The following is a 26,549-nucleotide window of genomic DNA, read 5'->3' on the forward strand; positions in this document are numbered from 1 at the left end:
ACCTGTTGGCTGGAGCCGAGCGACTGTAGAGTGATTTAGGAATCAGGATTTACGAAACCAATGGAAGAGGTCACTATTTAGTGACCTCTTCCATTATACACCCTGTCATTCTGAGGAACGAAGAATCTATTATACATTTATTCTTGTCAATCATTTATTAGATCCTTCGTTCCTCAGGATGACATGACAAAAAGGTTTTATTTATAAAAAAACCATCCTCCCTCTAAAACAAGAAACCCGATCAGTTAAACTGATCGGGTTTCTTTAGCCCTTTTAGGAAACGGGGCATATATAGAGTTTGGTTAGTATTCCCACAAAGTAAGTTCCCAGTCCATTAGGTTCTTCTTTATTCTTTCGGCTTCATATAACTGATCTATGCCTTGTGCATAATCTTTTATACGTTCGTCCTTATCGTTTGATACTTTAACGATGTAGCTGGAGAAGATCCTTTTGTTAAAGCAATCATCAAAGGTTAAACCTGTGGCATCGCTGTTGCGACTAACGGCTTCTTTAGTGGCCAGGATGTTACGGGCCTCCGGGAAGTACACCCAGAATGCAGGCTGATAACCGAGGTCTAAACCACCTGCTTTTGGTTTCACTAATGGTGCTATACCCACAATGCGCGGCTCAAATACTGAGCGTTGTTTGTCAAATATCCAGTCTTCTTTAATTCTGAATTTCACCACACTGTCAGGGTTAAATTCGCCGGCTTTAAAGGTCGAGCCAATTTTGTTGCCATCCTTATCAAACTGATCAACCATGCTGCTATCGGCCATCCTTGAACGGGCCTGACCCGGTTTTAGCGGGGTAGAGAAAGCGTCACCGTTAGGATCATTCTGTTTAGGGTTCGGGCTTGGGTCGTACGCTTGCAATTCGCCATTATCAATAGCGGTAAGCAAAGCATCAATTAAACGCGATTTCGGCGAAGCCAAGTACTGGTTCATCTTTTCGCGCACATCAATTTCGCGCCAAACACGTTTAGCGAAAACCACATCAGCCTCCCTTAAAGCAGGGTATGGCGTAGCTTTTTTGCTCACTGAGGTAATGCTGGTTTTGGTGTAATAACCATCCATCGGCCTGTCAAACTGTTTTACCGGCGTAGTATCAACCGGTGCTAACGTTTGTTTTTGACTAAGCGCCGCGTTATCAACTACAGGGCTGGTGGTTTTTGGCCTCCGTGTAGTAGTTGTTTTAAACTTGGTTGTTTTATTACGTTTGGTGCTGCGTTTTTGTGCGAACGACGAGGCCACGCAGGCCAGGCATAACACAATAACTAAAATACTCTTCTTCATATCTCTACTCTTAATTAGCCGAAATAATTATATCATCGAGGCCGCGTTGTGTACCATCGGGACCAACAGCAACTATGTTACTGAAAATAACTTTAGTACCCGGTGTTACCGTACCCAATGCCGCTTTCATCTGGCCTGATAATTCGTTACCCGAAGTGCTCAGGATAATTACATCCTGCCTTGGTTTTGCCAGTAAAAGGCTAAAGCGGGTTACGTTAAACTTAGCATCGAATTCAAAGTTCTCCAATTTAGCAAAAATTCTGTCTTGTCCGCGTATGTTGGCCGCGCTTGTGCTACCACTGCTTTTACCTGCAAACTGCGCTTTAGGATCAGGAATACGTTTTACACGGAATAAAGTGCTGCCCAATACCTGCGATTTGCCCGGCGAGGTTTCTGCCGAAACGGTTATAGTCGCATTACCTATTGAACTAACGTTAGCTGTATAGTGACCACCTGAGCCACTGATTGAACCGCCGCTGATACTTACTTTAATACTGTTGGTAGCAATACCCGGTGCCGATACCGAAACAGGGTTAGGGACGCCAATGTATAAAACGTTCATTTTATCAGGCGATACCACTGCTGACGGACGGGCCACGGTGTATTTTTGAGGTTGTGTTTCGTAGGTTTTCATGGTACCGTCATTTTGTTTAACGGTTATTTTACCTACCCATGTAAACACGCCTTCTTTACCGGTACCTACTGAGTATTTACCCTTGCCATCGGCTACCGAAAGACTGCTGCCGTTAACTGAAATAGCCGGGCTCGATTTTGAATCAGACGCGGTAAGGAATACCTCGGCAGTATAGGGCTGCCCTGCTATTACATAGCTTGACGGTGCAACTGCTACAGCCGAAAATTTATCCAAATTCACTACTGCCTGATCTACCTTGCCTAATATTTTCTTTACAACTTCATTTTCGGCATTTTTTGTATCGGCTTGTATTTTGGCCAATGTAGTTAAGGTTGCTCCCAATGGGATACCATCACCAAAGTTTGCCTGATCCCATTTTTTTGTACCTCCGCCACGTTTAGGCAGGTCGGCTGCATTTAATGAGAAGTTGATGCCTGATTTATCTTTATCATCAAGCAACCCTATTAATTTTTCGCGGGTTTCGTTTATTTTTGTGCGTAGTAGATCTGCATTTTTATCAGTGATCATTACACGCGGAGAAATATCAAGATTATCGCGTTTGTCAACATCACCGGTGGTTTCATTAATGCCGCCACCTTCTTCAATTAATTTAGCTTTTAGTTGTTCAACAAACTTGTTAAGGTCATCAGCTATACGGCTTGCTTCTTTTGCTTTATCATAAACCGGTTTTGCCCTTTCAGGTTGTTCCTTAAGTTTAGTTTGCTCAAAAGCGGTGTAAGTATTTTGTATGCTGGTAGTAACGTTACTTGTTGATTTATCTAAGCTGTCGGTAATATTTTTAAACGCGTCAAGTAAACTGTCGGGTACGTTTAGGGCAATAAGGCCTAATAGTACCAGGTACAGTATACCTATCATCCGCTGTCTGGGGGTTTGTTTGCCTCCGGCCATGTGCTCTATTTGTTATGTATAGTTATCAAAAAATCCTGTTAATTACCGGCAAAAATTAAACGCGGGGCTGGTTCATAGCCGTTAACATATTGCCGTAAATTGAATTTAACGACGCCAGGTTTTTAGCTAAACGGCCAACTTCTTCTTTAAAGTGCTTAGAATCATCAAGCGACTCGTTGAAGTTTTGCATGGTAAGCGACAGGTTATGATAGAACGTATTCATTGATTTCAGGTGCGCGCTTGAATCTTGCAACTCAAGTTCATAAACAGCGTTCAAAGCCGATAGGTTTTTAGCCAGGTTGTTCACTTGCTCGTGATAGGCTTTTGAATCGGTATTTGAGTTAGCCATTTCTGTTAAGTTTACTGATGCTTTTTCAAAAGCAACGCTCAGGTTATCGTAGCTTGCGCTTGCGCTTTTAACTTTGGTAGCAAACTCGGTAGTGGCAGCGCCGGCATCGGCAACTTTTGATATGCTGCTCACTTTATCACCAAATGTTCTCAAGCCATCACCCAGGCTGCTAATCAGTTCAGGGCCAATTTTGGCATCGGTTAACATTTTATCTAAAGCGGCAGTGTTTGAAAAGTTAGTACCTGTGCTTACCTGACGTGGGGCTGCTACTTTAGGCAGTTCGCCATTATAGTCATCAGCAAGTTCAGGATAGGCACGTGTCCAGTCAACTTCTTCAGTATCTCTTTGTAAACCTAAAATTAAAAATAGTACAGCCTCGGCACCAAGTCCGATAGCGATAAGGTATTCAGCGCCTTTATAGTGATTTATTTTAAATAGCAGACCGATAATTACAACGGTTGCACCTATTGAGATGATATTATCAATTCCGAAAGGTTTTTTCTTTCCAGCCATAAGTAGTAGTGTTTTGTATTTAATTAAAAATGTGGTGTTTCTTAATTTCTTTTTAGCGTTTGTCCCTGATATCGCGGCCCACGTAGTGAGTTACGCAACGGAAACCTATGTAAGATTTAGCAGTGTCCTGGTATTCGTAAGTACGGGTTGAGTTTTGCAGAAAATAGCCCACATCTTTCCATGAGCCACCTCTAACTACTTTACGTTTTAATATTTCAGGGTCGCTTGGTTTAGCTTCATAGTTAAACGTTGGCGACATATCGCTCACAAATGATGATGATGAGGGGTCGTAAGATGAGGCTGTCCACTCGGCTACGTTACCGGCCATGTTATACAAGCCGTAATCGTTAGGGAAGTAAGAGCGCACGTTCACGGTGTAAGCGCCACCGTCGTCGGTATAATTACCACGACCGGGTTTAAAGTTAGCCATCAGGCACCCTTTGGCGTTTTTGATGTAAGGGCCACCCCAAGGGTAATTGGTACCAATCCTACCGCCGCGTGCCGCGTATTCAAACTCTGCCTCGGTAGGCAGGCTGTATGGCGAACGGTGCGGTAAACCGCGCGAATCTTTATACGAATCGTTAAAGCGGGTGCGCCATACGTTAAAGGCGCGTGCCTGGCGCCAGGTAACACCCACTACAGGGTAGTTACGAAAAGCCGGGTGCGAAAAATAACCTTCAACCATAGGCTCATTGGCGGCATAGGCGAAATCGCTTAACCAAACCAGTGTATCGGGGTAAACGTTAACGGTATCACGTAAAATGAAATCCGAACGCTTCATGTCTTTATTATTTTTGTTGTTGGCCGCGCCACGTAAGCCCATAACGGCATAGTTGTATTTCAGCAAGCGTACATCAACCTCATTACGGTCAAAAATACGATCCTGTCCCTGGTAATACATAGTTTGCAGTTTGGCGGCGTTGTTATTGCCTTTTCTGAAATTCCAAACCGGGTTTTTGCGTACATATTCCCAGTTAATGAATTTTTGACCTGTAGCGCCGCTGCCTGCTTTGGGCTGAATGAAATATTTTTGATCGGCCAGGTAGTTTACAATGGCTATCGAATCGCGCACCCAGTTTACGTATTGTTTGTATTGGGTGTTAGAGATCTCCGTTTGATCCATAAAAAACGGCGATACGGTTACCTGTTTGGTTTGCGCTATCTGCGAAAAGGTAACATCCTGATCGGTTTGCCCCATTAAAAAGGAACCGCCGGGTATATAAACCATGTTCAGCGGGACTTCAGATCTGAATGACCTTTGCGGTACCCCGGTTACTTCGCCGCCACCTCCGTTGTGGCAACCACTTAAAATGCCTCCGGCCAAAACCGCAATTAAAAAGTATATCTGCTTCATCTTCAAATCAAGTTCAGTTAGATGCTATAACATAAATAGATTGGCCTAAGATAAAACTTTGGCTAATCAAACAAAAAAAACATTTTATGAACGTATGTTACAGGCTGCAATATAAACTATTAAAGTAATTTAAAAGTTAATTGCAGTTAATAATAACCCCCTTGCAGCTAAATACTTATCATGTAGCTTTTCAAGGAGTACTATTAACGCATAAACAAGTTGAAAGGTTGCAAAAAAGTTAAATAAATTGAGGGTCAATTTATTTATTTACCAGCTTGCAGTACTGTTCAATGGCCATTGTCATGGATGGAGCGCCGGGTGTAGGAGCCGGAACATCCAGAATAAGACCAGCTTCGAGCACTGCTTTGTGCGTTGTGGCACCAAAAGCGGCTATGCGGGTATTGTTCTGTTTAAAATCCGGAAAGTTTTTGTAAAGCGACTGGATGCTCGACGGGCTAAAGAACGCGATAACGTCGTAAAACACCTCGGCAAGGTCAGACAGGTCGCTGCAAACGGTACGGAAAAGTACGGCAGGGGTAAAGTTATAACCGTTTTCCAAAAGGAATTTCTGGGTTTCTTCAGCAGCCACGTCAGAGCATGGGTAAAGGAACTTTTCGCCTGAATGTTTCTTTAGCACTTCAGCCAGATCGGTAGCGGTTTGCTTGCCAAAAAAGATCTTTCTTTTGCGGTACTGGATATATTTTTGAAGGTAAAGCGCGATAGTTTCTGACAGGCAGAAGTATTTCATTTCAACCGGTACCTCAAACCTCATTTCTTCGCAAATACGGAAAAAGTGATCGGCCGAGTTGCGGCTGGTGAAAATTACAGCGGTAAAATCGCCCAGGTTGATCTTGTCCTTACGGAAATCCTTTGCAGGAACACCTTCAACGTGGATGAACGACCTGAAATCAATCTTAAGATTTAACTTTTTGGCCAGTTCTGCGTATGGATTCTTATCATTTTCGGGTTTTGGCAATGTAACCAAAATGCTTTTAACCCTTTTCTTTCTATCTTCCAAAATCGGTTCCTAATAACTACCTGTTAACTACTATTACTATATATCGAGTGCCTTTAATAAAACTAAAATGGGGCAAATTTCGAGGGCACAAAGATAGAGAAATAAATAAAATTTCGGAAATCGAAAATTCGAAATAATATTTACACTGTTACGCAAGTAAAGCCAAACTAATATTGCGCCTGTTGCCAATAATGCAATTAATAATATAACCGGCACTAAATGAATGCTCACCAATACAAGGCAAACTACTACCGGCAGCAGCGCAAAAGCCAGGTTAAAATAAGTGAAATACAATAAAGTCACATACTGATCAACCAAATTGCCAATATCAAAAATAAAGCCTAAGAATTTGAGTATCATGAATTTAACTGCGAACAGCGCCAGCACTGCAACAGTAATGGAAGTAAAAAGCCTGAAGCCGCTTACGCTGTAATACACCTCGTTATAAACCGAAAGCTCGTACAGCAAAAAACCCACTGTGGTGCTAAAAAGCAGGAAAAGGCCGGTGAATGCCCAAAAGCTTAGCAGCCCGTTTTCTTTATCAACCTGCGATAAAATTTGTTTGTTATAAAATGACTGAAAAACTTTGCTGACGTCTTTAGGAAGCGAAAGTTTCAAAAAAGCGGTGTAGAGCAAAAGGCCCGTAATAACCGCAATTACCCAGCTATCGCGATGCTTTCGCGGGTGCCCGATGCCCAGGTACCTCTTCGCTTTTTCCGATGTTTCTTCAATACCCCAGATATTGCGGTTGGTACTGTGCAAAAGGCTGTCGACATACTGGTTTTTACGTGCTGGATCGGGCGTTTGAATAAACAACAGGGCCAGCGAATCAGAGATGCGCTTTTCCTGCAACCGGTTGGCCTGTGCTACTGAATCAAGAAAGGGTAACTGTTTGGGGCGATAAACGGTATCGGTATATACCGGCTCTTCGGTTATCACAGAATCCTGCGCCAAAGCACCGCTGCAGAATAATATGCCCAGTAAAAATAGAATAACCCTTAACCGCATTTAAGCCCTTGTGTTTTACGGCGCAAATTTAATCAAATATATGTTAGCCTTGGGGTTTGTATTTAATATTGAAGGGGTGATTACGCTATCAATCTGCGCCTTCGTAAGCTTTGTTTACTTTTTTAAGGAAAGCGGCCGTGGTTAAACCTATAGGTGGTTTAATTATGAAGAGTTTATTTCTATTCAAAATAGGGTACTCTTTTGATTTGATTGCCGCTATCGGCCGGGAATGCTCAATTGCAATTAATTTATTATTTTCAAAATACAACCCAATCCTGTATCCAGGAGACGGATCCGTGATAGTGTTTTCATAAACACAATACTGGCTTATTGTAGGGAGGGTTTTGGAGACCATATTTTCTTTTGAATATGAATTATCAGATATTAACCTTTTAAATACGTTGTAATCGAAATTGCCCTGATTTTCTTTGAGAACATTACTTAAGGTAATTTCAGGAATGGAGCTGTTTTTGATGCTTGATCTTTGGATGTAAGCGAAAATTTCTACTACATAATTATCCGTACCTTTTGCATTGCTGTAAATGTAGGTCATCGTTGAATCTTCCGGAATATCGGTGAGTACTACCCCAACAAGTTTGTTTTTAAAGTCGTAAAGCTTTTGGCCTTTTTTTATGCCTTTATCATACTGTTGTTTGGTTGCTTTCAGTGTAACAGAAAATTCAACCCAGTTTTTATCCAAATTGTCACAACCTATATCGGTTCCGTTAACTAACGAAAATAGTGCAATGCCATTGGGTTGGGTACGAGCAATAGCGGGTCCGGTAATTATCTCTGATTTCACTGCCGAGAAAAAGAGCAACATTAGAAGAAAGAACAAAAGTTTATATTTTATCATTTTGCGATATGGTTATGTGTGCGAAGATAGATAATGTATATCCACATTGGCGACATACTATGTTGTAAAGATGATTACTTTTGCAAATTATTACTACACAACATGGCCGGTATTTATCTTCATATTCCTTTTTGCAAACAGGCCTGTTATTACTGCGATTTTCATTTCAGTACTTCGCTGAAATATAAAGACGAGCTGTTCGACGCACTCATTAAGGAGATCAACCTGCAAAAGGCTTACCTGAACGGCGAAACCGTAGAAACCATTTATTTTGGCGGCGGCACACCATCGCTTTTAACGGCAGATGAGATTAATAAGCTGATAGGCACCATCACCCAATTGCATACCGTATCGTCAACCGCCGAAATTACCCTCGAAGCCAATCCCGACGATCTGGATAAAGTGAAACTGGACGCCTTGCGGCAAACGGACATCAATCGTTTCAGTATCGGGATACAATCTTTTTTTGATGAGGATTTGATGTGGATGAACCGTGTACACCGTGGCAAAGAGGCCGAAGGCGCAGTGAAACGTGCACAGGATGCCGGTTTTGAAAATATTACGGTCGACCTGATCTATGGCTACCCCTTGCTTACCAATACCAAGTGGAAGCAAAACGTAGCCAAGGTATTTGAATTACAGGTGCCCCACGTATCGGCCTATTCCATGACGGTTGAACCGCAAACAGCCCTCGCTGCCTATATTAAAAAGAAGGTGTACCCGCCCATGAACGAGCAGCAAAGCGCCGAGCAGTTCATTTACCTCACCGATGCCATGCAGCAGCAGGGTTTTGAGCAGTACGAAATATCTAACTTTTGTAAGCCCGGCCATTACTCACGTCATAATTCTAATTACTGGAAGGGTGTAAAGTATTTGGGTATAGGCCCATCGGCACACTCCTTTAACGGCGAAACCCGGCAGTGGAACATCGCCAACAATGCTAAATACACACAGTCGCTTGTTAAGGGTACCATCCCCGCCGAAACGGAAGTGCTGTCAGAAGCCGACCGTCTCAACGAATACATCATGACCTCGCTGCGCACCGTTTGGGGCCTCGAACTCGACAAGCTGAACACTATTGCCGCAGGTGCCGAAAGTCAGCTGTTGATACCCGCCCAGCAATACCTCGAAAAAGAATGGCTGCTGCAAAAAGAACGCACGCTTTACCTTACCCAACAAGGTAAACTGTATGCCGATCATATCGCTTCCGAATTATTCTTTTAAGTGCTACTCTTTCAGGGAGTTGTATTATATATCTGTAAATCAATCAATTGCATGTAGTCTGCCTCGCTCTGCAATCTGCCTGCGAAATGCTGCCGTATCTGCCCATACACAACAAAAGAAATTATCATTTATCATGAAAAAATTAATTTTAATGGCATTTGCAGTAGCAGCTATCGCAATTTCGCCAAAAGCAAATGCACAAACTAAAATGGTAGGCGGCGCCGCAATGTACCCTACTAAAGATATTGTTGACAATGCCGTAAACTCAAAAGATCATACTACGCTTGTTGCCGCTGTTAAAGCTGCCGGTTTGGTTGAAACTTTAAAAAGCGCTGGCCCATTCACTGTATTCGCGCCAACTAACGAGGCCTTTAATAAACTACCGGCAGGTACTGTTGATAACCTGGTAAAACCTGAAAACAAAGAAACGCTGACCAAAATTTTAACCTATCACGTAGTAGCAGGTAAATTAAGCGCTAAAGATTTGTGGGCAAAAGCAAAATCATCTGACGCTACACTGAAAACCGTTAGCGGTGGTACATTAACCGTAAAAGCCGATGGCAAAAAGCTGTACCTGGTTGATGAAAAAGGCGGAAAATCATGGGTAACCATTGCCGATGTTAACCAAAGTAATGGTGTTATCCACGTAGTAAATACAGTGTTGATGCCTAACTAAGCCCAATTATAATTTCCATCATATATTAACAGGGCCCGGCGGTTTGTACCGCCGGGCTTTTTTGTCAGCATATTTTAAAAAAGCAAGTTGGCGGTTAGCGGTTTTTTTTAAAATATATAATTTTGCATGTTAATTAATTGTGAAGATGGGCATAATACTAACCCCTATAGATACGGTTGATAACATCACAAAGGATGATTTTATTAACAATTACTTAAACAAACGCAAACCGCTGGTAATCCGCAAAGCGACAGAAAAATGGCCGGCGTTACAAAAATGGACCTTTGATTATTTAAAGGAAACTGTAGGGGATAAGGTAGTGCCTCTGTACGATAGTTCAAAAGCCGATCCCTCGAAACCCATTAATGCCTCGGCTGCCGAAATGAAGTTTGGCGATTATATCGACCTGATACAAAAACAGCCTACCGACCTGCGCATCTTTTTATTCGACCCCATAAAATTTGCGCCTAAATTATTGGATGATTACCGCTCACCAACCGACCTGATGGGCGGCTTTCTGGATAAATACCCTAATATGTTTTTCGGCGGCGCGGGTTCAGTTACCTTTTTGCATTACGATATCGATCTGGCGCATATTTTCCATACTCATTTTAACGGTCGCAAGCATATTATGCTGTTTGATAATAAGTGGAGCGAGCGCCTGTATTGTATCCCCTTCGCTACCTATGCGTTGGAGGATTATGATATTGAACATCCCGATTTTAGTAAATTTCCAGCGTTAGATGGGATTGAGGGACAGCAGACCATATTAGAGCATGGCGACACGCTGTTTATGCCTACTGGCTATTGGCACTGGATGAAATACCTGGATGGTTCGTTCTCCATATCGCTGCGCGCCTGGGATAAATCGTGGGCTATTAAAGCGAAAAGCCTGTATAACTTAACCGTTCAGCGTAAGTTTGATGATATAATGAAGGGCAATTTTAAACAGAAGTATATGAGCTGGAAAGAGAACCTCGCCATAAAACGGGCAGAAAAAGCATTGGCACAAGGCAGGCCATAAGTAGTTTACAATTTGATAATAATTAATTATTACCTTTATGCGCTTGGAGAAATGTACTCGAAGCGCGTAAATAAATGAGCTTCATACTATCCCCTATTGATACAGTTGAGAGCATTTCTCCGGCTGATTTTAAAAAGAACTACCTTGACCCGCGCAGGCCGTTGGTAATAAAAGGCCTTACCAAAAGCTGGCCGGCCCGCGAAAAATGGACGGCCGAATACCTGAAAAGCGTGGTAGGCGATAAAGTAGTTCCGCTGTATGATAACTCTAAGGCCGATCCTTCAAAACCCATCAATTCATCGGCTGCCGAAATGCCGTTCAATCAGTATATCGATCTGATTAAATCGCAGCCAACCGAGCTTCGCATATTCTTCTTCAACATATTTAAGCAGGCACCCGAGTTGCTGAACGATATTGTTTTACCGAAAGACCTGATGGGCGGCTTTATAGAAAGTATGCCGGCCATGTTCTTCGGTGGTTCAAACTCTGTTACTTTCCTGCATTACGATATTGATCTTCCGCATATATTTCATACCCATTTTGGTGGCCGCAAACATGTGATCCTTTTCGAAAATAAATGGAAAGAACGCCTGTACTGCCTGCCAAACGCCACCTACGCGCTTGAAGATTACGACGTAGCCAATCCGGATATTGAAAAATTCCCAGCATTGGACGGTGTAAAAGGCATCGAGGTGTTTTTAGAGCATGGTGATACCCTATTTATGCCAACGGGTTATTGGCACTGGATGAAATATATTGATGGCTCATACTCGCTAAGTCTGCGTGCCTGGGATGCATCGATTAGCCGCAAGGCAGCAAGTTTATATAACCTCGCTGTAAAAGGCGGTGTAGACAGCGTTCTGAAAATGGCTTTCAAAAGCGATTACGCCAAATTCCGCGAGCGAGTGGCCATTAAGCGTGCTAACAAAGCGCTGAAAGCCGGCAGGCCGTATTAATCAGAATTCATTAGAAAAGGAAATAACAACCGCTCGGCTCCAGCCGAGTGGTAACTATCCCGCGGCCTCCGGCCGCACCACAATAATGTATAAGAGCGTACGGCCGGAGGCCGTGTAATAATGGTCACTTGGCCGGAGCCAAGCGACTGCGTAATGTGGTCATCTCAAAGCCACCCGGCGTAGTAAAAGAAGAGATGCTATCTGCCTTTATACTTCTTTAAAGCACGCTCAATATCTGCCAAATAGATCTGATCAGGCGATTCGCAATATGGGTCGTTACGATGGTAGCCCGTTTTGGTGTATAGCTCTTTTGCTTTCAGCAAGTTTTTAATGCCCGTTTCCGGTTGCTTTAGTGCTATATAAGTAAGGGCGAGGTAATAATAAGTATCGGCCAGTTTCTCATACTTCTTAGTTTCAAGTAATAGATCTGTTAAAGCGGCATTGTAATTTTTGAGTTTAAAGTTGGTTACACCCCGATGCAGGTAATCAAAGAGGCCAACTATCCTTTGCTTTTCATGTTCGCGAATACATTTGTTAAAACACTGCATGGCCAGCTTGTAGTTCCCCATTTCGCGTTGCGAAAGCGCCATTATTATACGCAGATCATAGTCACCATCGCCTGTGTAACCGGGCTGGCCTTTGTTGATGGTATATAAACGTTTCAGATCGGCATAGGCATTCTCATAATCACGCAGAAACTTGAAAAAGCACCAACCCCGCTGACTTAAATATTGAGGATCAGCTTTAACCGCGCGGTCTATCAGGAGTTTCCACGTATAAAAATCACCACGCTTTAAATACGGTACCGACATTTCGTGGAGTGATGGCGCGTAAGTAGGGCAGGCCTTTATCGATTCCAAAAATACCTGCTGTGAGGTCTTGCTGCCCTGCGGATATTCTATCGCATTGGCATATAGCTGGCAGGCAAGTTTATGGGGGCCATCTTTATAAATCTCGCAATTGGTTTGCGCATACAGCCATACAGGCAGGCAAAGTAACGCTATAAAGAGTGTTCTCTTCATGGTGTAATGGCTTTAATGCGTCCGTTCACCAGTTTGAAATTTAGATAGTAATAACTGTCGTAAAAATTGCCCTTATCATCTTTACCCGGCAACCATTGGTTAAGTGCTTTGCATAGCTTAAGCATCTGGTTGGTAAGGCCGGTATCAAATACCGTCTTTTGGTAATCCTTGTTTAATTGCAATACCCGGAAACGGTCTGTTTCACCCTTGCAGTTTATTACAAACCGAACAGTGATAAACCCGGTAGCCGGGGCATAGGCAGGCTTGTATTGGAATTTGCTGTTGATGAAATCCCTGATGGCTTTGCCGCCGCCTTTGTATTTGGTACCGTAATTATAGTATTGTATAATGTAATCTTTATGGCAGAGTAAGAAATCAGCTTTGTCAGTCTTCGGATCGAATGCGATATCACCTACATCTTCCGGTAGTTCATTGGCTTTGGGTATTTGAGCTTTTACGCCAAATCCAGTAAACAGTAGCATAAGTATCAGCACAACGGTTTTCAAAGGCATGGGTTGTATTTCCGGTTATAAAGGCATACTTGTAGCAAAGAGGTATGCTAAGTCTTGGATCTATACTCTTGTTTCCTGAATCTCAATCATCAACTCGAGTGATCCGCCATTATTTTCCACTCGCCGTTTATTTTGCGGAACCAGAGGGTGAAATAGCCGCCCGGTGCATCTTTTTCGCGTTTCAGGTTCCAGCCGCCCAGTACAAAGGCGTTGGTTTTATCAATCAGGTTAATTTTGATGATCTTAAAGGTTAAGGTGCCCATGGCGGCTTTGTCAGGGTAACCTTTCTTATAGTTATCGAGCGTTTGCTGCCAGCCATAGGTAGGGCCGCTTTTGCCTACAAATAACAGCGAATCCGATTTCCAGTATTGCTGCATAAACTCATCAAGGTCGCCGCGGTTCCAGGCCTGGCGCTGGGTTTCTAAAACGTTTGCTATGGCTTTTTTATCCTGCGCGAAAGCTGTGCAGGTGAACAGGAACAATAAGGAGGCAAGTAACAATCTTTTCATATTGATAAAATTAAACAATATTATCACTTTATCCTTATTAGCTTTGGTAATCAAACCCCCACGTATTTTATGAGTAAACAGGTTTTAAGTTTTGGCGAAGTGTTATGGGATACCTTCGAAGATGGAAAGAAAGCTGGCGGTGCGCCGATGAATGTTGCCCGCCACCTGATACAGCAGGGTTTGGATGTCGTATTTGCCAGTAGCGTTGGTGCCGATGCATCGGGCGATAAGCTATTGGGCTTTTTGCAGGATAATGGCCTGTACAGCGATTTGGTACAGGTAGATCAGGAACTACCCACCTGCGAAGTAACCGTACAACTGGATGCCGATAATTCGGCCACGTACATCATCCCCGAACCGGTATCGTGGGATAACATCAGGTTGGAAAGTGATTTGCGGAAGAAAGCCAAAAAAGTAGCCGCCATTGTATTCGGTAGTTTAGCCTGCCGTGGCGAAATAACCCGCAATACACTACGTTCGCTGCTCGAAGAAAGCCCAGCGCTCAAAATATTCGATGTGAACCTGCGCGCGCCTCATTACGAGCTGTCGACCATAGAAACGCTTGCCGCCAAGGCCGACATTATAAAAATGAACGAAGAAGAAGCCGATCTGCTGATCAACGGCAGTAATGCTTCGTTAGAAGATAAGATAATGGAGTTTCAGAATAAATATCATGTAAAAACGATATGCGTAACCCGTGGCGGCAATGGCGCCATTATTTGGCACGATGAGAAGTTTTATGAGCACCCCGGCTTTAAGGTAAAGGTAGCGGATACCGTAGGTGCCGGCGATTCGTTTTTGGCCACCCTGATAGCCGGGTTACTGGCCGAAGAGCCGATACAAAATGTATTGGAGAAAGCTTGTGCTGTTGGCGCTTTTGTAGCCAGTAAGCGCGGGGCTAATCCGGTATATGTTAAAGAAGAGTTTCCAATTCCTGTAACATTCTGAATCAGCCCCGTGCTGTAGCTTTATAATAATATTATCTCCAGTTTTTGTACTGGTTAATTAAGCCGTTGGTTGATGAGTCGTGAGTTTTCACCTCATCAGCCGTACGCAGCTCAGGCAATATTTTACCTGCCAGTTGCTTGCCCAGTTCAACACCCCATTGGTCAAAGCTGTAAATATTCCAGATAATCCCCTGTACAAATATTTTGTGCTCGTACATGGCCAGTAAAGAACCTAACACGCGCGGTGTTATCTTTTTAGCCAGTATAGAGTTGGTAGGGCGGTTACCATCAAATACCTTGAAGGGCGCAATGGTTTCAATTTCTTCTTCTGATTTACCTTGTGCTTTCAATTCGGCAACTACTTCCTCTTTGGTTTTACCGTTCATTAAGGCCTCTGTTTGCGCGAAGAAGTTTGATAGCAGCAAAGTATGGTGTTCGCCAAGCGGATTGTGTGATTGTGCAGGGGCGATAAAATCGCAAGGGATCAGCTTGGTGCCCTGGTGTATCAGCTGGTAAAACGCGTGCTGACCGTTAGTGCCCGGTTCGCCCCAAATGATAGGGCCGGTAGAGTAGTCAACAATGTTGCCATTGCGGTCAACATGTTTACCATTACTTTCCATATCGCCTTGTTGAAAATAAGCGGCAAAACGATGCAGGTATTGGTCGTAAGGTAATATACAGTGAGTTTCTGATTCAAAGAAGTTATTGTACCATATACCTAATAAGGCCAGTATCACCGGGATGTTCTCTTCAAATTCGGCAGTGCGAAAGTGCAGGTCCATGGCATGGGCGCCATCCAGTAATTCCTCAAATTTATCAAAGCCGATACCTAATGCTATTGACAGGCCAATGGCGCTGCAAAGCGAGTAACGACCGCCAACCCAATCCCAAAACTCAAACATGTTTTTGGTATCTATACCGAATTTGCTTACCGCGTCGGCATTGGTTGAAAGCGCTACGAAGTGTTTAGCCACATCGGCATCAACTGCGCCACCTGCCAGGAACCAGTCGCGGGCGCTGTGCGCGTTCGCCATAGTTTCTTGCGTGGTAAAGGTTTTTGATGCTATCAGGAACAATGTAGTTTCCGGATCGATATTTTTTAATGCTTCGGCAATGTGCGTACCGTCAACATTTGATACAAAATGCAGGTTAAGGTGGGTTTTGTAAGCCTTAAGCGCTTCGGTAACCATCACCGGGCCCAAATCAGAACCGCCGATGCCGATGTTTACTATATCAGTAATGGCTTTGCCGGTATAGCCTTTCCATTCGCCGCTGATAACGGCATCGCTAAAGGTTTTCATTTGCTGTAATACCGCGTTCACTTCGGGCATTACATCTTTTCCGCCCGCGTAAACCGGGGTGTTGCTGCGGTTGCGTAAAGCAGTATGCAGTACCTCGCGGCCTTCGGTAACGTTAATTTTTTCGCCATTGAACATGGCCTCAATTGCATCTTTTACCGAACACTCTTTAGCCAGTTGTATTAATAATGCAACAGTTTGCTCGTCAATACGGTTCTTTGAATAATCAACCAGGATATCCTCAAAACGGACAGAGAATTTCTCGAAACGTTCGCTATCGGTATCAAAAAATCCTTTTAGGTGTTTCGATACAATATCGATGTAATGATCGGTTAAATATTTGTACGAACTGGTGGCAGTGAAATCAATCTTTGGCAGCATAATTGAAGGTTTTTGTTTGTAAAAATACAGTTGTTTGTTCAATACAAACATACATAGTGTGCGCAATACACCAATCCAATTATTAAAATTTTAACATTTCTGTGATTTTACTTTATATTTTCTGAATAAATATTTAATATATTTGCTTTAATTATAAATAATCACACAGTCTACTATCATTTTGTTAATTACGTTAAAGAAAAACAACCATGTTTGAAAAACTTTTTTTGCTTGTGAAAAATAACGCCGGGATGGCTGTTATAGACAATCCTTCAATTCCTGAAAAATATCATGAGGCCGTTATCAACGAAGCTTCGAGTTCGATTATCGATGTATTGAAGAACCAGGTAGAGGGCGGTAAGCTGAAAGAAGTAATAAAGCATTTTCAACATCCGGATATTTATAATGACCCGCTAACCAACAGCGTGGTAAACAAGTTTGCCAATAAGCTGAACACGTTTTACAATCTTAGTCCGGCTGATGCGTTGGCGACATCAAAAATGTTGATGCCGCAGGTAATGCAGGAGTTGGTAAAAGCATCAAAAGTGCAGGATACCGATTTTGCGCTGGCCACATTTTTATCGAAATTAACAGGTAACCGTACCGGCATGAGCATGCTGGTAAATAAAATGGTTGCCGCTTAAAAAGAATATAGTTTATGTTACAAAGGCTTTGCAGGTTATACTTGCGGGCCTTTTTTAGTTAAGGCTTACCGCAATTTTATATATTTGCTACATGACAAAAGAACAGATCCAGGATTTGAGGGATAGAACAGCTTCCCTGAGGAGGCATCTTTGACATCGATACCAAACTTGAAAAACTACAGGAAGAACAGGAAATAACTGTTGGTCCGCACTTTTGGGATGCGCCAAAAGAAGCCGAAAAAGTATTGGCATCAATGAAACTGAAAAAAGTATGGACGGACGCCTTTCAAAAGGTAGTTTCGGCTGTAGATGATGCCAACGTATTATTTGAATTTTTCCAAAGTGGCGATGCTACCGAGGCCGAGCTAAAAGAACAGTACAACGCTGCCCTGAAGGTGGTTGAAGAACTGGAATTTAAGAATATGCTTTCGGCGGAGGAAGACCAGCTGAATGCCGTACTGCAAATAACCGCCGGAGCCGGTGGTACCGAAAGCTGCGACTGGGCCGGTATGCTGATGCGTATGTACATTATGTGGGGCGAAAAGAACGGCTACAAGGTAAGCGAACAAGATTACCAGGAAGGCGATGTGGCCGGTGTTAAAACCGTTACGCTACAGCTTGAGGGCGAGTTTGCCTACGGTTACCTGAAAGGCGAAAATGGGGTGCACCGTTTAGTGCGTGTGTCGCCTTTTGATGCCAATGCCAAGCGCCATACATCGTTCGCTTCGGTATATGTGTATCCGCTGGTTGATGATACCATTGAGATTGATATTAACCCGGCCGATATTGAGTTTGAAACTTTCCGCTCGGGTGGTGCAGGCGGGCAAAACGTAAATAAGGTAGAAACCGCTGTACGTTTATATCACAAACCATCGGGTATTATTATCAAAAACCAGGAGTCGCGCTCGCAATTGCAGAATAAGGATAATGCTATCCGCTTGTTAAAATCGCAATTGTACGAGATTGAGATGCGTAAAAGGTTAGAGATCACTAACGCTATTGAGGGCAACAAGAAGAAGATAGAATGGGGATCGCAGATTCGTAACTACGTGCTACACCCGTACAAACTGGTGAAAGACTTGCGTACTGATCATGAAACTTCAAATGCCCAGGCGGTGCTTGACGGTGATCTGGATGAATTTCTGAAAGCTTACTTAATGGAATTTGGCGGCCCTAAAGGGTAACAATAGTGCTATAATTTAAAAAGCGGCGCTGCATAACACAGCGCCGCTTTTTGTTTAAATAAAAGTTTATAAATTGCAGAAACCTTTTATTGATTTATGAGAACCGCGGGTATATTTTTAACCTTACTATTTATGGGGCTTTTTAGCTTTGGTCAGTCGCAAAAACCTATTCCTTTATACCCTAAGGGAGTACCAAATTCAAAGCCTGCCCCGGCCGACTATGCCGAAACCCGTGATAAAGACTGGATATATAAAGTAACCGACCCGACTATTACACCATATTTCCCGGAGAAAGATAAAGCTAACGGCGCGGCCGTGGTTATATGTCCCGGTGGTAGTTACAGCGGCCTTGCATCAGCGCATGAGGGTTGGCAGGTAGCTGCAGAATTTAACAAGATAGGTGTTACCGCCTTTGTACTAAAATATCGTTTACCCAGTGATGCTATCATGGTAGATAAAACCATTGGCCCCTTACAGGATGCGCAGCGGGCTATTCAGCTGATTCGCGAACGTGCTGCTGAGTGGGGTATTAATCCCAGCAAGGTAGGCATCATCGGTTTTTCGGCCGGAGGCCATTTGGCATCCACCGCCGGAACACATTTCGACAAAGTAGTTATCGAAAATAAAAAGAACATCAGCGTTCGCCCGGATTTCCTGGTGCTGATTTACCCCGTGATCAGCTTCGGTGAGTTTACGCATTCAGGCTCAAAAGAAAACCTTAGCGGCAAAACACCATCGGCACAAACCACCGATTTGTACAGCAACGAAAAACAGGTAACCACCAATACCCCGCCTGCATTTTTAGTACACGCTACCGATGATACTGTTGTGCCTGTACAAAACAGCCTGCTGTTTTATGATGCCTTATTAAAGAACAAGGTAAAGGCAGAAATGCATATCTATCAGCAAGGCGGCCATGGTTTCGGCCTCAACCTGCCGCAAACACAGGAACGATGGTTTCAAAGCCTTACCAACTGGATGGGGCAAAGTGGGTGGTTAAAGTAGTGGGGGATTCTATTTATCTCGCTATCTCAAGTAAGCGTAAGAGTTCCTTATCGCTGATGTCTGATTGTTCTGATTTGTCGTAGATGGATAAAAGGAATACAGAATCAGCTGTGATAGCGAAGTAAGTAATTACTCTGGCGCCTCCTGATTTTCCTTTACCTTTTGATGAAATTGCCAAACGGATCTTAAAACAATCGTTGCCCAAGGCTGTGCCCTTGTTTGGTTCGGTTTCGAGATTGTTTATCAGTTCTAAAAGTTCTGTTTTTAATGAAGGATATTTTTTAGCAAGACGCTTGAACTGCTTTTCAAACGAGGCAATGGTTAAAACCTTATATTTCATTCAGAAACTCGGTAGCTGAACGGCCTCTTAGTTTGCCGGTTTTAATAAGGTCGACGTTTTTGAATGCCTTGTGTATTTCCTTAATTTCTTCAAATAATTCCGCGTCGGGTACAGAAATAGCAGTAGCCTTCACATAGGAGTGCGTTTTAATCATCTCCATAAAGGTAGCGGCTTTATTATCTGCTATATCAATTAAAAGTTTCATATGCTTTAACTATACAAAAGTAAATATTATGAGGGTCAAATAGTATAATAATACGACTGTTATTTACTCCATTATCTCCAGCAACTCATTCAATTCATCCACCTTTTCGGTTGAACCGGCTTGCTCGTAGGCGCTGATGAGGTTGCGGATAACGCGTTTTATAATATCGGTATTTGAGCAGGGTTCGTAAAATTGTTTATCGGCATTCAGCTTTAGCTGCTTTAAAAACATATCTACATCTCTCCGGCCAAATATAAAACCCTTGTTGAAGGCGTTAATGTAAAAGAGTATGCCGCTTTCAAATTCGCTTTGCTGGCTTTCATCAAGATAAGCCAATATGAAATGCTGCGGCAGGTTTACGCCATAAACAGGTATATCCAACTTTTGGGCGATGATGGAATAAATGATAGCCAGCGAAATTTGGTTGCCCTTTTTGGTTTCCAGTACCTGGTTAATATAGCTGTTTTGCGGATCCTGGTGGTTGGTGGTATTGCCGCTAAAGCCGTGTATGTTGTAAAATACGTGGTTAATTAGCTTTACCTGCTCTGCCGGGCTGCCCTCGTTCATCATCTGCAACCAGATATCGCGTTTGATGTCCTCTATCTGGTTAATTACCTTTTGTTCATCCAGGTCGGGGTATTGGTAACGGTTAATGATGAGCACACCCTGTAACAGATCGAACGCGCCGCCCTGTAGCCATAGTTTCAAATCGTTTTTAACAATGCCGAATTGTATTTCGTGTACCAGGTTGGCTATACGCTCTTGCAGCAGGGCGTCAAAAGCCTGCTCAAATGCCGCTTCGAGGTGTTGTATAGCTGCTTCGCCGTAGGAGAGTAGTTTGCCGTGTACATGATCAAAGATCTCCGGATCGGGGTCGTCCAGCAATTTTATCAATGAATTTACTTCGCTTGTATTTATCATGCTATAAGCTAATATAATAAATGTTTATATAATTTTACAGCCATGTTCAATTTACGGTTCGCTAAAGATTACCTCTTACACCGCGTAAAAGCAAATAACAGGCATGGTATCCATTCGCCGTTTGTTTACAGGCTGGTTGATAAAATTATATACGATTTGCATGCCAAAAAAGTATATGACGATGCCGAAGCTACCCGTAAACAACTGCTGGCAAATGACACGCTAATCACTATTACCGATCTTGGCGCGGGTTCGTACGTAAACAATAACAAACAGAAAAAGATAAGCGAAATTGCCAAAAACGCGCTGAAACCGCCAAAACTGGCACAACTGCTTTATCGCCTCGCGGCAGATGTAAAACCCAAAACTATAATAGAATTAGGCACTTGCCTCGGCGTAACTACGCTTTACCTGCAGCAAGCCGCCCCCGAAGCAAAGGTTTACACACTGGAAGGCTGCCCCCAAACGGCAGGCATAGCGGCTAAACAATTTGCCGATGCAGGATTAAAAAATGTTGATTTGGTAGTGGGTAATTTTGACGATACCCTGTACAACGTAATTGAAAATTTACCCCGGCTTGACTTTGTTTTTGTTGACGGTAACCACCAGAAAGATGCCACCATCAAATATTTTGAATGGTGCCTGCCAAAAGTGCACGAAGACACCCTGCTCATCTTCGATGATATTTACTGGAGCGAAGGCATGAAAGAAGCCTGGGCGTACATAAAAGCGCACCCCAAAGTAACCGTAACTGTCGATTTGTTTTGGATAGGGTTGGTCTACTTTAAATCGGGAAGAGAGAAGGAAGATTTTAAGGTGAAGATTTAGTGGATGTGCAGATTGTTAGATGTGCAGATGTGCAAATGATTGATTTGCGGATGTTTTGATATGCGTTAAGTAATCAAATCGTCTGTACATCGGCTAATCTGCACATCCGATATTTGTAATCAAAGCATCTGCACATCTACATATCCGCACATTTGCACATCAAAAAATCTGCACATCAAAAATTAAAATGCTTCTGCGAGGCTTAAATACAGACCGCTTTGCCGGGTTTCGCCGGTGCGTTTTTCGCCTATGCCGTAGTCTATACGCATGCTGAGGCCTTTTTCAATATCGAAGAAGTAGCGTAGGCCGCCACCAATGTTGGGTTTAAAAGCCGATATTTTGAAAGAATTATTGAATACTTCGCCCACACCTGCAAACCCCACAATACCCAATCGTTCGTTAAAGCGGTAACGTAACTCACCTTGACCGGCAATGAGGTTGCGGTCACGGAAGCGGCCATTGTAATAGCCGCGCATAATTTCATCATTCCCCAACGCGGGCAGCAAGTAGTAAGGTGAACTTTCGCCAACCAGGCTTTGTTCCTGAATATTGATACCAAATACCAGCTTTTTGCTGATTGAAAAAAACTGCGCGTACTCAATATTGAAAAAGCCGCCCTTATAATTATTATTAGCGAACACGCCTTTCAACACATTAAAATAGGTGGTGATAACCGCCCCTTTGGTGGTGTAAGTGTTGTTGTTTCGGCTATCAAACACCAGGGTTGGTCCGGCAAAAATGGTGGTGCCGCCATTTGGCTGACTGCTGGCAGGTAATGTTTCCCAAATACCGCCGGGTGCTTTTTCGTTCAGTTTATAATCGTAACCGCCTGCCACAATGCCCGCGTAAAAATGTTTGCCCAGTCGCTTTTCGGCAGTAAGATTTACCCGGAACCTTTTTTGACCAAGCGGATCTTTATCGGCCTTGCGGGTATCATTGCCCACGCCAAAATAATCGAACGGGAAATTGATAAAGCTCACATTGGCCGTGAAGTGATATTTGTTTTGCGGTGTCCAGTAGTTGGTACTAAGGCTAAAACGGCTTTGGCCTTTGGTGGTAGCCGTGGCATAACCGAATATATTGGATACCCTTGTGCCCTCGTTCAGTGTATCGGTATAAAAGGAATACAAGGCCGATCCACCTGCTTCAACCCCTGTTTCGGGAGCCGAACTGAATACCGGTAATATAAAAAAGCTGCTGTGTTTGCTGGTATCTTTTTCCCAAAGCATTTTGCGTATAAACTTGGGTACAAGGTGCTTTTGAGCGTATATAGGCTGGCAACCCAGCAATATTATGAGTAGTAATAATGTTCTTTTCATCTGGCAGGATAAAGCGCCGCTAAGATGCGAATTAATATTTACAGAGGAGGAAGGGAGGGGCAATTAAAGGATATTCAACTGTCATCCTGAGTGTAACGAAAGGTCTGATTATGCGCTTGCTGAGTTCTTCGTTAGGAATGGTTCTGCTATTATTATCGTTAGTGGATGTACTTTTTTCTTTTCTCTCAAAAGAAAAAAGTACCAAAAAAGAAAAGTCGCGGCTGCGCAAGGAACTTTTAAAGGTTGTGCGTGGGCAGGGCCTGTACTTCCCGTTCCTTACGATGCCGCATTTTTGTCGGTTATGTTAGGTTTGTGCTTTTGTATAATGGGAGCACCATTGTCATGAGTTTAGTGTATTTGAAATCATATCTTTGATAATTAGCTATTTGTGAGTTTTTGTCATTGCGAGGTACGAAGCAATCTCGTAGCGTTTTATGCGCTTTTGTTGGCTTGTGCTGTGATTAGCGTTGATCTGCTCTTGGGCGCAGGGCCCCATTACTTTTGTAGCCACAAAAGTAACAAAAGGGCTTGTCCAGCAAAAGGCTTCTCTGCCGCACAGGGCCTATGCCCTGCAAACCGTGCAGAACTTAGGGCTGGAACTTTTGCCCCGCCGCGCTATTCCATCCCATAAGCAACAAGTTCCTATGCCCGCCTTTGCGCTCGTGCCCTCCACTGTTCTGCCCGTTTTCGCCCGAAGCTGTTTGCTGACGAAAAGGGCTGCCTCTGCTACTTACTCATGAGCCTTTCAGCTTTGACAACTTTTTAAAAGTTGTCAAAGCTTGATCTGGTGAATATATCTCCGCTGTCGCGAGTTTAGCATAGCCTAACTCGTGACTGAGCATGGCGTAAGCTTTCAGCTTACAAAAACGTCGACGGCGAGGCGCCGCAAAATATCCTTCATCCAGCCGAAGCGGAAGCGACTGTAATGTGGGCTACTACGTGGAAGACAAAAACTACCTTCTTTGCGAAGCAGAGAAGGGCCGGGGATGAGTTAGCCAATGTTAACTTTTTAAATACAAATAAGCATTTCAACAAAATACCTACTTTTGCAAAAAATTAACAGTATTCAATATGAGCACTACAACAGCAAGAGGTCCGATCTCTCAATTTATCGAAAAGAACTACCTGCACTTTAACGCGGCAGCATTAATGGATGCAGCTAAAGGCTATGAAACCCACCTGGCCGAAGGCGGTAAAATGATGGTTACCCTTGCCGGTGCCATGAGTACTGCCGAACTGGGTATCTCGCTTGCTGAGATGATCCGCCAGGATAAGATAGCCATTATATCATGTACAGGTGCCAACCTCGAAGAGGATATTATGAACCTGGTAGCGCATTCACACTACAAACGTGTACCTAACTACCGCGATTTGAGTCCGCAGGATGAGTGGGATTTGTTAGAGAACCACTACAACCGTGTAACCGATACTTGTATCCCGGAGGAAGAAGCTTTCCGTCGTTTACAAAAACATATCCACAAAATATGGAAAGATGCTGACGACAGCGGCGAACGCTATTTTCCGCATGAGTTTATGTACAAGATATTGTTAAGCGGCGAGTTGGAGCAATATTATGAGATAGACCCTAAAAACTCGTGGATGCTGGCTGCTGCCGAAAAGAATTTGCCAATTGTAGTACCAGGATGGGAAGACTCAACCATGGGTAACATCTTCGCCTCTTATGTAATAAAAAGACAGATAAAACCAACTACCATGAAGAGCGGTATCGAGTATATGGCATGGTTGGCCGACTGGTATGTTAAAAACTCGGAAGGTAAGGGTATAGGTTTCTTCCAGATTGGTGGTGGTATAGCAGGTGATTTCCCTATTTGCGTAGTACCGATGCTTTACCAGGATATGGAGATGGAAAACATTCCGTTCTGGAGCTATTTCTGCCAAATCTCAGACTCAACCACATCGTACGGATCGTACTCGGGCGCAGTACCTAACGAAAAGATTACCTGGGGTAAACTGGATATTAACACACCGAAGTTTATCGTAGAATCTGACGCTACCATTGTGGCCCCTCTGATATTTGCATGGTTATTAAATCAATAATTAACATCCAAATAATTTTTATAACACAAATAATATCTGTTACAACAGCTTTTGGCAAAAAGTGCGTTTAAAGCACATTCAGGCTATTTTTGGCTTTGTTTAGAACGATTATAAATTGTGGATAACTGTCATTTCTTTGTCAGCCATACTGTAATTAATTTTACTTTTGTGGCTGAAAAGTTAAAAGCCGCGCTAAACGGCGGGGTAGGTCCAGTAACTTTAATATTAATATTATTCAGCATAAATACGCTTTATGAGAAATATCTCATTAATTTTTAAACAATTCACGAGGTCGATTTTATTGGTTGCAGGCTTAGCTGCATACAGCGTAACTGCCAATGCGCAGGCTGATGTTGCGAAAGGTGAGGCAATTTTCAAGGCAAAGTGTACTGCCTGTCATAAAATCGAGCAAAAACTAATTGGCCCGGCACTGGGTCCGCAGCTTACATCAGAAACTGATGATAAGTACCTGATCAAATGGATTCAAAACAATCAGGCCCTTATCGCAGCTAAAGACCCAAAAGCTTTAAAGATATACAACGAGTATCAACAGGCAGGTATGTCGGTTTTTACCGAGTTATCTGATGCTGATGTAATGAACATTATCACTTATGTTCGTGAAGAGCATAAGAAAACAACAGCTGCTCCGGCAGCAGGCGCACCGGGCGCGGCAGCAGCTGCTGATAACGGCCCAAGCGAACTGCTTATCTGGGGTTTAATAGGTGTTGTTGTAATCGCGTTCATCGTAATACTTGTGTTAAACAAGGTTATCGGCACTTTAGAGCGTTTGTTGCTTAAAAACAAAAACATTGTAATTGAAGAAGAGGAAGAAGAAAAGGCACCTGTTGACCGTTTCGCTTTCCTGAAGAAAGTTGCTAAGAACAAAAAACTTGTTTTCTTCCTTGTGCTTTGTTTTGTAGTTGCGTCGGGCAGCTGGAGCTGGGTAACCATGTGGAATACCAACATGCACCAGGGCTACCAACCGGTACAGCCAATCAAATACTCGCACGAGTTGCACGCAGGTGTTATGAAAATTGAATGTCAGTACTGTCACTCAGGCGCGTTCAAATCTAAAAACGCGTCAATCCCATCATTAAACGTGTGTATGAACTGCCACAAGGTTGTTAAAACCGAGTCGCCGGAGATTCACAAAATTTATGATGCATTGGGTTACAATCCTGAAACTTCAACTTATGATGCATCAAAAGCTAAGCCTATCCAGTGGGTACGTATACACAACCTGCCAGATTTCGCTTACTTTAATCACTCTCAGCACGTAACAGTTGGCGGCATCAAATGCCAAAACTGCCACGGTCCTATCGAGACAATGAAAGAGGTTTACCAATACTCACCGCTTACCATGAAATGGTGTATACAGTGCCACAAACGTACCGAAGTTAACGGTAAAGGCAATGCGTACTATGATAACTTGCTTGCTGCTCACTACAAATTTAAAAAAGGTGAAAAAGTTACTGCAGCTATGATGGGTGGTACCGAGTGTGCTAAATGCCACTATTAATAATAACGAAAGAATTAAAAAGAACTTAGCAATTACAGTTTATA

The 26,549-nt window shown here is 43.1% G+C and carries 26 protein-coding genes; 11 read left to right on the plus strand and 15 right to left on the minus strand.

Going from position 1 to position 26,549, the window contains the following annotated elements; all coding sequences use genetic code 11:
* Window positions 1–302: 302 nt before the first annotated feature.
* From porN to AC07NA_RS13520, 7 genes are all read right to left on the minus strand, one after another.
* Window positions 303–1,292, minus strand: coding sequence for a type IX secretion system ring subunit PorN/GldN (gene porN / locus AC07NA_RS13490; RefSeq protein ID WP_345211598.1), 990 nt, complete (start codon window positions 1,290–1,292; stop codon window positions 303–305).
* A 10-nt stretch (window positions 1,293–1,302) separates the two neighbouring features.
* Window positions 1,303–2,835: a type IX secretion system motor protein PorM/GldM gene (gene porM, locus AC07NA_RS13495; protein ID WP_494898076.1), complete on the minus strand. Its 1,533-nt coding sequence runs from the start codon at window positions 2,833–2,835 to the stop codon at window positions 1,303–1,305.
* Window positions 2,836–2,890: 55 nt separating this feature from the next.
* The gene (porL, locus tag AC07NA_RS13500) at window positions 2,891–3,697 is read right to left on the minus strand and encodes a type IX secretion system motor protein PorL/GldL (protein WP_494898077.1); all 807 of its coding nucleotides are present in this window, start codon (window positions 3,695–3,697) and stop codon (window positions 2,891–2,893) included.
* A gap of 52 nt (window positions 3,698–3,749) precedes the next feature.
* Entirely contained in the window at window positions 3,750–5,051 is a 1,302-nt protein-coding gene (porK, locus tag AC07NA_RS13505; protein ID WP_494898079.1) for a T9SS ring complex lipoprotein PorK/GldK, read from the minus strand.
* 259 nt (window positions 5,052–5,310) lie between these two features.
* Window positions 5,311–6,069, minus strand: a complete 759-nt coding sequence (locus AC07NA_RS13510) for a uroporphyrinogen-III synthase (protein ID WP_345211602.1) — start codon at window positions 6,067–6,069, stop codon at window positions 5,311–5,313.
* 36 nt (window positions 6,070–6,105) lie between these two features.
* Window positions 6,106–7,077, minus strand: coding sequence for a DUF4271 domain-containing protein (locus AC07NA_RS13515; protein ID WP_494898080.1), 972 nt, complete (start codon window positions 7,075–7,077; stop codon window positions 6,106–6,108).
* Window positions 7,078–7,165: 88 nt separating this feature from the next.
* A complete protein-coding gene (locus AC07NA_RS13520; RefSeq protein WP_494898081.1) occupies window positions 7,166–7,933 on the minus strand; it encodes a hypothetical protein in 768 nt (255 codons plus the stop codon).
* A 102-nt stretch (window positions 7,934–8,035) separates the two neighbouring features.
* Between AC07NA_RS13520 and hemW the strand changes: the two genes are divergently transcribed.
* From hemW to AC07NA_RS13540, 4 genes are all read left to right on the plus strand, one after another.
* On the plus strand, window positions 8,036–9,157 hold the full coding sequence (hemW, locus tag AC07NA_RS13525) for a radical SAM family heme chaperone HemW (RefSeq protein ID WP_494898082.1): 1,122 nt from the start codon (window positions 8,036–8,038) through the stop codon (window positions 9,155–9,157).
* 133 nt (window positions 9,158–9,290) lie between these two features.
* Window positions 9,291–9,833, plus strand: a complete 543-nt coding sequence (locus AC07NA_RS13530; protein WP_345211608.1) for a fasciclin domain-containing protein — start codon at window positions 9,291–9,293, stop codon at window positions 9,831–9,833.
* Window positions 9,834–9,978: 145 nt separating this feature from the next.
* Entirely contained in the window at window positions 9,979–10,857 is an 879-nt protein-coding gene (locus tag AC07NA_RS13535; protein WP_494898084.1) for a cupin-like domain-containing protein, read from the plus strand.
* A 74-nt stretch (window positions 10,858–10,931) separates the two neighbouring features.
* The gene (locus tag AC07NA_RS13540) at window positions 10,932–11,813 is read left to right on the plus strand and encodes a cupin-like domain-containing protein (RefSeq protein ID WP_494898085.1); all 882 of its coding nucleotides are present in this window, start codon (window positions 10,932–10,934) and stop codon (window positions 11,811–11,813) included.
* Between the two features lie 197 nt (window positions 11,814–12,010).
* Here the strand turns inward: AC07NA_RS13540 and AC07NA_RS13545 are convergent, their stop codons facing one another.
* From AC07NA_RS13545 to AC07NA_RS13555, 3 genes are all read right to left on the minus strand, one after another.
* On the minus strand, window positions 12,011–12,835 hold the full coding sequence (locus AC07NA_RS13545) for a tetratricopeptide repeat protein (protein ID WP_494898086.1): 825 nt from the start codon (window positions 12,833–12,835) through the stop codon (window positions 12,011–12,013).
* Window positions 12,832–13,317: a hypothetical protein gene (locus AC07NA_RS13550; RefSeq protein ID WP_494898087.1), complete on the minus strand. Its 486-nt coding sequence runs from the start codon at window positions 13,315–13,317 to the stop codon at window positions 12,832–12,834. The genes AC07NA_RS13545 and AC07NA_RS13550 overlap by 4 nt, the downstream gene beginning before the upstream one ends.
* Window positions 13,318–13,436: 119 nt before the next feature.
* Window positions 13,437–13,856: a YybH family protein gene (locus tag AC07NA_RS13555; RefSeq protein ID WP_494898088.1), complete on the minus strand. Its 420-nt coding sequence runs from the start codon at window positions 13,854–13,856 to the stop codon at window positions 13,437–13,439.
* 69 nt (window positions 13,857–13,925) lie between these two features.
* On the opposite strand from AC07NA_RS13555, the gene AC07NA_RS13560 reads away from it, so the two are divergent.
* Window positions 13,926–14,804 (plus strand): carbohydrate kinase family protein, encoded by an 879-nt coding sequence (locus AC07NA_RS13560; RefSeq protein WP_494898089.1) that lies wholly within the window; start codon window positions 13,926–13,928, stop codon window positions 14,802–14,804.
* Between the two features lie 31 nt (window positions 14,805–14,835).
* Here the strand turns inward: AC07NA_RS13560 and pgi are convergent, their stop codons facing one another.
* Window positions 14,836–16,482, minus strand: a complete 1,647-nt coding sequence (gene pgi, locus AC07NA_RS13565; protein ID WP_494898090.1) for a glucose-6-phosphate isomerase — start codon at window positions 16,480–16,482, stop codon at window positions 14,836–14,838.
* Window positions 16,483–16,691: 209 nt separating this feature from the next.
* Between pgi and AC07NA_RS13570 the strand changes: the two genes are divergently transcribed.
* From AC07NA_RS13570 to AC07NA_RS13580, 3 genes are all read left to right on the plus strand, one after another.
* Window positions 16,692–17,126 carry an EAF7 family protein gene (locus tag AC07NA_RS13570; protein ID WP_345211616.1) on the plus strand — a complete coding sequence of 145 codons (435 nt, stop codon included), beginning with the start codon at window positions 16,692–16,694 and terminating at the stop codon, window positions 17,124–17,126.
* A 91-nt stretch (window positions 17,127–17,217) separates the two neighbouring features.
* A protein-coding gene (gene prfB, locus AC07NA_RS13575; RefSeq protein WP_345211617.1) for a peptide chain release factor 2 occupies window positions 17,218–18,310 on the plus strand; the annotation gives its coding sequence in 2 pieces (ribosomal slippage) (window positions 17,218–17,277 and window positions 17,279–18,310; 1,092 coding nt in all).
* A 96-nt stretch (window positions 18,311–18,406) separates the two neighbouring features.
* On the plus strand, window positions 18,407–19,315 hold the full coding sequence (locus AC07NA_RS13580) for an alpha/beta hydrolase (RefSeq protein WP_494898091.1): 909 nt from the start codon (window positions 18,407–18,409) through the stop codon (window positions 19,313–19,315).
* Window positions 19,316–19,328: 13 nt separating this feature from the next.
* Here the strand turns inward: AC07NA_RS13580 and AC07NA_RS13585 are convergent, their stop codons facing one another.
* The 3 genes from AC07NA_RS13585 to AC07NA_RS13595 all read right to left on the minus strand — a co-directional run bounded on the left by AC07NA_RS13585 (window position 19,329) and on the right by AC07NA_RS13595 (window position 20,781).
* On the minus strand, window positions 19,329–19,655 hold the full coding sequence (locus AC07NA_RS13585; protein WP_494898092.1) for a type II toxin-antitoxin system RelE/ParE family toxin: 327 nt from the start codon (window positions 19,653–19,655) through the stop codon (window positions 19,329–19,331).
* Window positions 19,645–19,860, minus strand: a complete 216-nt coding sequence (locus AC07NA_RS13590; protein WP_494898093.1) for a hypothetical protein — start codon at window positions 19,858–19,860, stop codon at window positions 19,645–19,647. Before AC07NA_RS13590 ends, AC07NA_RS13585 begins: the two co-directional genes overlap by 11 nt.
* A 63-nt stretch (window positions 19,861–19,923) precedes the next feature.
* Complete coding sequence (locus tag AC07NA_RS13595; RefSeq protein WP_345211619.1) at window positions 19,924–20,781, minus strand: transglutaminase-like domain-containing protein; 858 nt, start codon at window positions 20,779–20,781, stop codon at window positions 19,924–19,926.
* 42 nt (window positions 20,782–20,823) lie between these two features.
* Between AC07NA_RS13595 and AC07NA_RS13600 the strand changes: the two genes are divergently transcribed.
* Window positions 20,824–21,609, plus strand: a complete 786-nt coding sequence (locus tag AC07NA_RS13600) for an O-methyltransferase (protein WP_494898094.1) — start codon at window positions 20,824–20,826, stop codon at window positions 21,607–21,609.
* Window positions 21,610–21,791: 182 nt separating this feature from the next.
* On the opposite strand, the gene AC07NA_RS13605 is transcribed toward AC07NA_RS13600, so the two are convergent.
* Window positions 21,792–22,928 (minus strand): BamA/TamA family outer membrane protein, encoded by a 1,137-nt coding sequence (locus tag AC07NA_RS13605; RefSeq protein WP_494898095.1) that lies wholly within the window; start codon window positions 22,926–22,928, stop codon window positions 21,792–21,794.
* A gap of 1,071 nt (window positions 22,929–23,999) precedes the next feature.
* Between AC07NA_RS13605 and AC07NA_RS13610 the strand changes: the two genes are divergently transcribed.
* On the plus strand, window positions 24,000–24,986 hold the full coding sequence (locus AC07NA_RS13610) for a deoxyhypusine synthase family protein (protein WP_494898096.1): 987 nt from the start codon (window positions 24,000–24,002) through the stop codon (window positions 24,984–24,986).
* A 253-nt stretch (window positions 24,987–25,239) separates the two neighbouring features.
* Window positions 25,240–26,505, plus strand: coding sequence for a c-type cytochrome (locus AC07NA_RS13615; RefSeq protein ID WP_494898097.1), 1,266 nt, complete (start codon window positions 25,240–25,242; stop codon window positions 26,503–26,505).
* The last annotated feature ends 44 nt before the right edge of the window (window positions 26,506–26,549 follow it).

The sequence above is a fragment of the Mucilaginibacter sp. GW821-FHT07G05 genome (assembly GCF_059418565.1).

What these genes read in the sequence shown, in the direction of transcription:
- AC07NA_RS13605 (WP_494898095.1), bottom strand. Translation starts at nt 22,928, where the DNA reads ATGAAAAGAACATTATTACTACTCATAATATTGCTGGGTTGCCAGCCT.
- AC07NA_RS13570 (WP_345211616.1), top strand. Translation starts at nt 16,692, where the DNA reads ATGTTTGAAAAACTTTTTTTGCTTGTGAAAAATAACGCCGGGATGGCT.
- AC07NA_RS13580 (WP_494898091.1), top strand. Translation starts at nt 18,407, where the DNA reads ATGAGAACCGCGGGTATATTTTTAACCTTACTATTTATGGGGCTTTTT.
- AC07NA_RS13610 (WP_494898096.1), top strand. Translation starts at nt 24,000, where the DNA reads ATGAGCACTACAACAGCAAGAGGTCCGATCTCTCAATTTATCGAAAAG.
- AC07NA_RS13520 (WP_494898081.1), bottom strand. Translation starts at nt 7,933, where the DNA reads ATGATAAAATATAAACTTTTGTTCTTTCTTCTAATGTTGCTCTTTTTC.
- AC07NA_RS13595 (WP_345211619.1), bottom strand. Translation starts at nt 20,781, where the DNA reads ATGATAAATACAAGCGAAGTAAATTCATTGATAAAATTGCTGGACGAC.
- porM (WP_494898076.1), bottom strand. Translation starts at nt 2,835, where the DNA reads ATGGCCGGAGGCAAACAAACCCCCAGACAGCGGATGATAGGTATACTG.
- porK (WP_494898079.1), bottom strand. Translation starts at nt 5,051, where the DNA reads ATGAAGCAGATATACTTTTTAATTGCGGTTTTGGCCGGAGGCATTTTA.
- porL (WP_494898077.1), bottom strand. Translation starts at nt 3,697, where the DNA reads ATGGCTGGAAAGAAAAAACCTTTCGGAATTGATAATATCATCTCAATA.
- AC07NA_RS13585 (WP_494898092.1), bottom strand. Translation starts at nt 19,655, where the DNA reads ATGAAATATAAGGTTTTAACCATTGCCTCGTTTGAAAAGCAGTTCAAG.
- AC07NA_RS13535 (WP_494898084.1), top strand. Translation starts at nt 9,979, where the DNA reads ATGGGCATAATACTAACCCCTATAGATACGGTTGATAACATCACAAAG.
- AC07NA_RS13540 (WP_494898085.1), top strand. Translation starts at nt 10,932, where the DNA reads ATGAGCTTCATACTATCCCCTATTGATACAGTTGAGAGCATTTCTCCG.
- hemW (WP_494898082.1), top strand. Translation starts at nt 8,036, where the DNA reads ATGGCCGGTATTTATCTTCATATTCCTTTTTGCAAACAGGCCTGTTAT.
- AC07NA_RS13530 (WP_345211608.1), top strand. Translation starts at nt 9,291, where the DNA reads ATGAAAAAATTAATTTTAATGGCATTTGCAGTAGCAGCTATCGCAATT.
- AC07NA_RS13615 (WP_494898097.1), top strand. Translation starts at nt 25,240, where the DNA reads ATGAGAAATATCTCATTAATTTTTAAACAATTCACGAGGTCGATTTTA.
- AC07NA_RS13515 (WP_494898080.1), bottom strand. Translation starts at nt 7,077, where the DNA reads ATGCGGTTAAGGGTTATTCTATTTTTACTGGGCATATTATTCTGCAGC.
- AC07NA_RS13545 (WP_494898086.1), bottom strand. Translation starts at nt 12,835, where the DNA reads ATGAAGAGAACACTCTTTATAGCGTTACTTTGCCTGCCTGTATGGCTG.
- AC07NA_RS13550 (WP_494898087.1), bottom strand. Translation starts at nt 13,317, where the DNA reads ATGCTACTGTTTACTGGATTTGGCGTAAAAGCTCAAATACCCAAAGCC.
- AC07NA_RS13600 (WP_494898094.1), top strand. Translation starts at nt 20,824, where the DNA reads ATGTTCAATTTACGGTTCGCTAAAGATTACCTCTTACACCGCGTAAAA.
- pgi (WP_494898090.1), bottom strand. Translation starts at nt 16,482, where the DNA reads ATGCTGCCAAAGATTGATTTCACTGCCACCAGTTCGTACAAATATTTA.
- AC07NA_RS13560 (WP_494898089.1), top strand. Translation starts at nt 13,926, where the DNA reads ATGAGTAAACAGGTTTTAAGTTTTGGCGAAGTGTTATGGGATACCTTC.
- porN (WP_345211598.1), bottom strand. Translation starts at nt 1,292, where the DNA reads ATGAAGAAGAGTATTTTAGTTATTGTGTTATGCCTGGCCTGCGTGGCC.
- AC07NA_RS13590 (WP_494898093.1), bottom strand. Translation starts at nt 19,860, where the DNA reads ATGAAACTTTTAATTGATATAGCAGATAATAAAGCCGCTACCTTTATG.
- AC07NA_RS13555 (WP_494898088.1), bottom strand. Translation starts at nt 13,856, where the DNA reads ATGAAAAGATTGTTACTTGCCTCCTTATTGTTCCTGTTCACCTGCACA.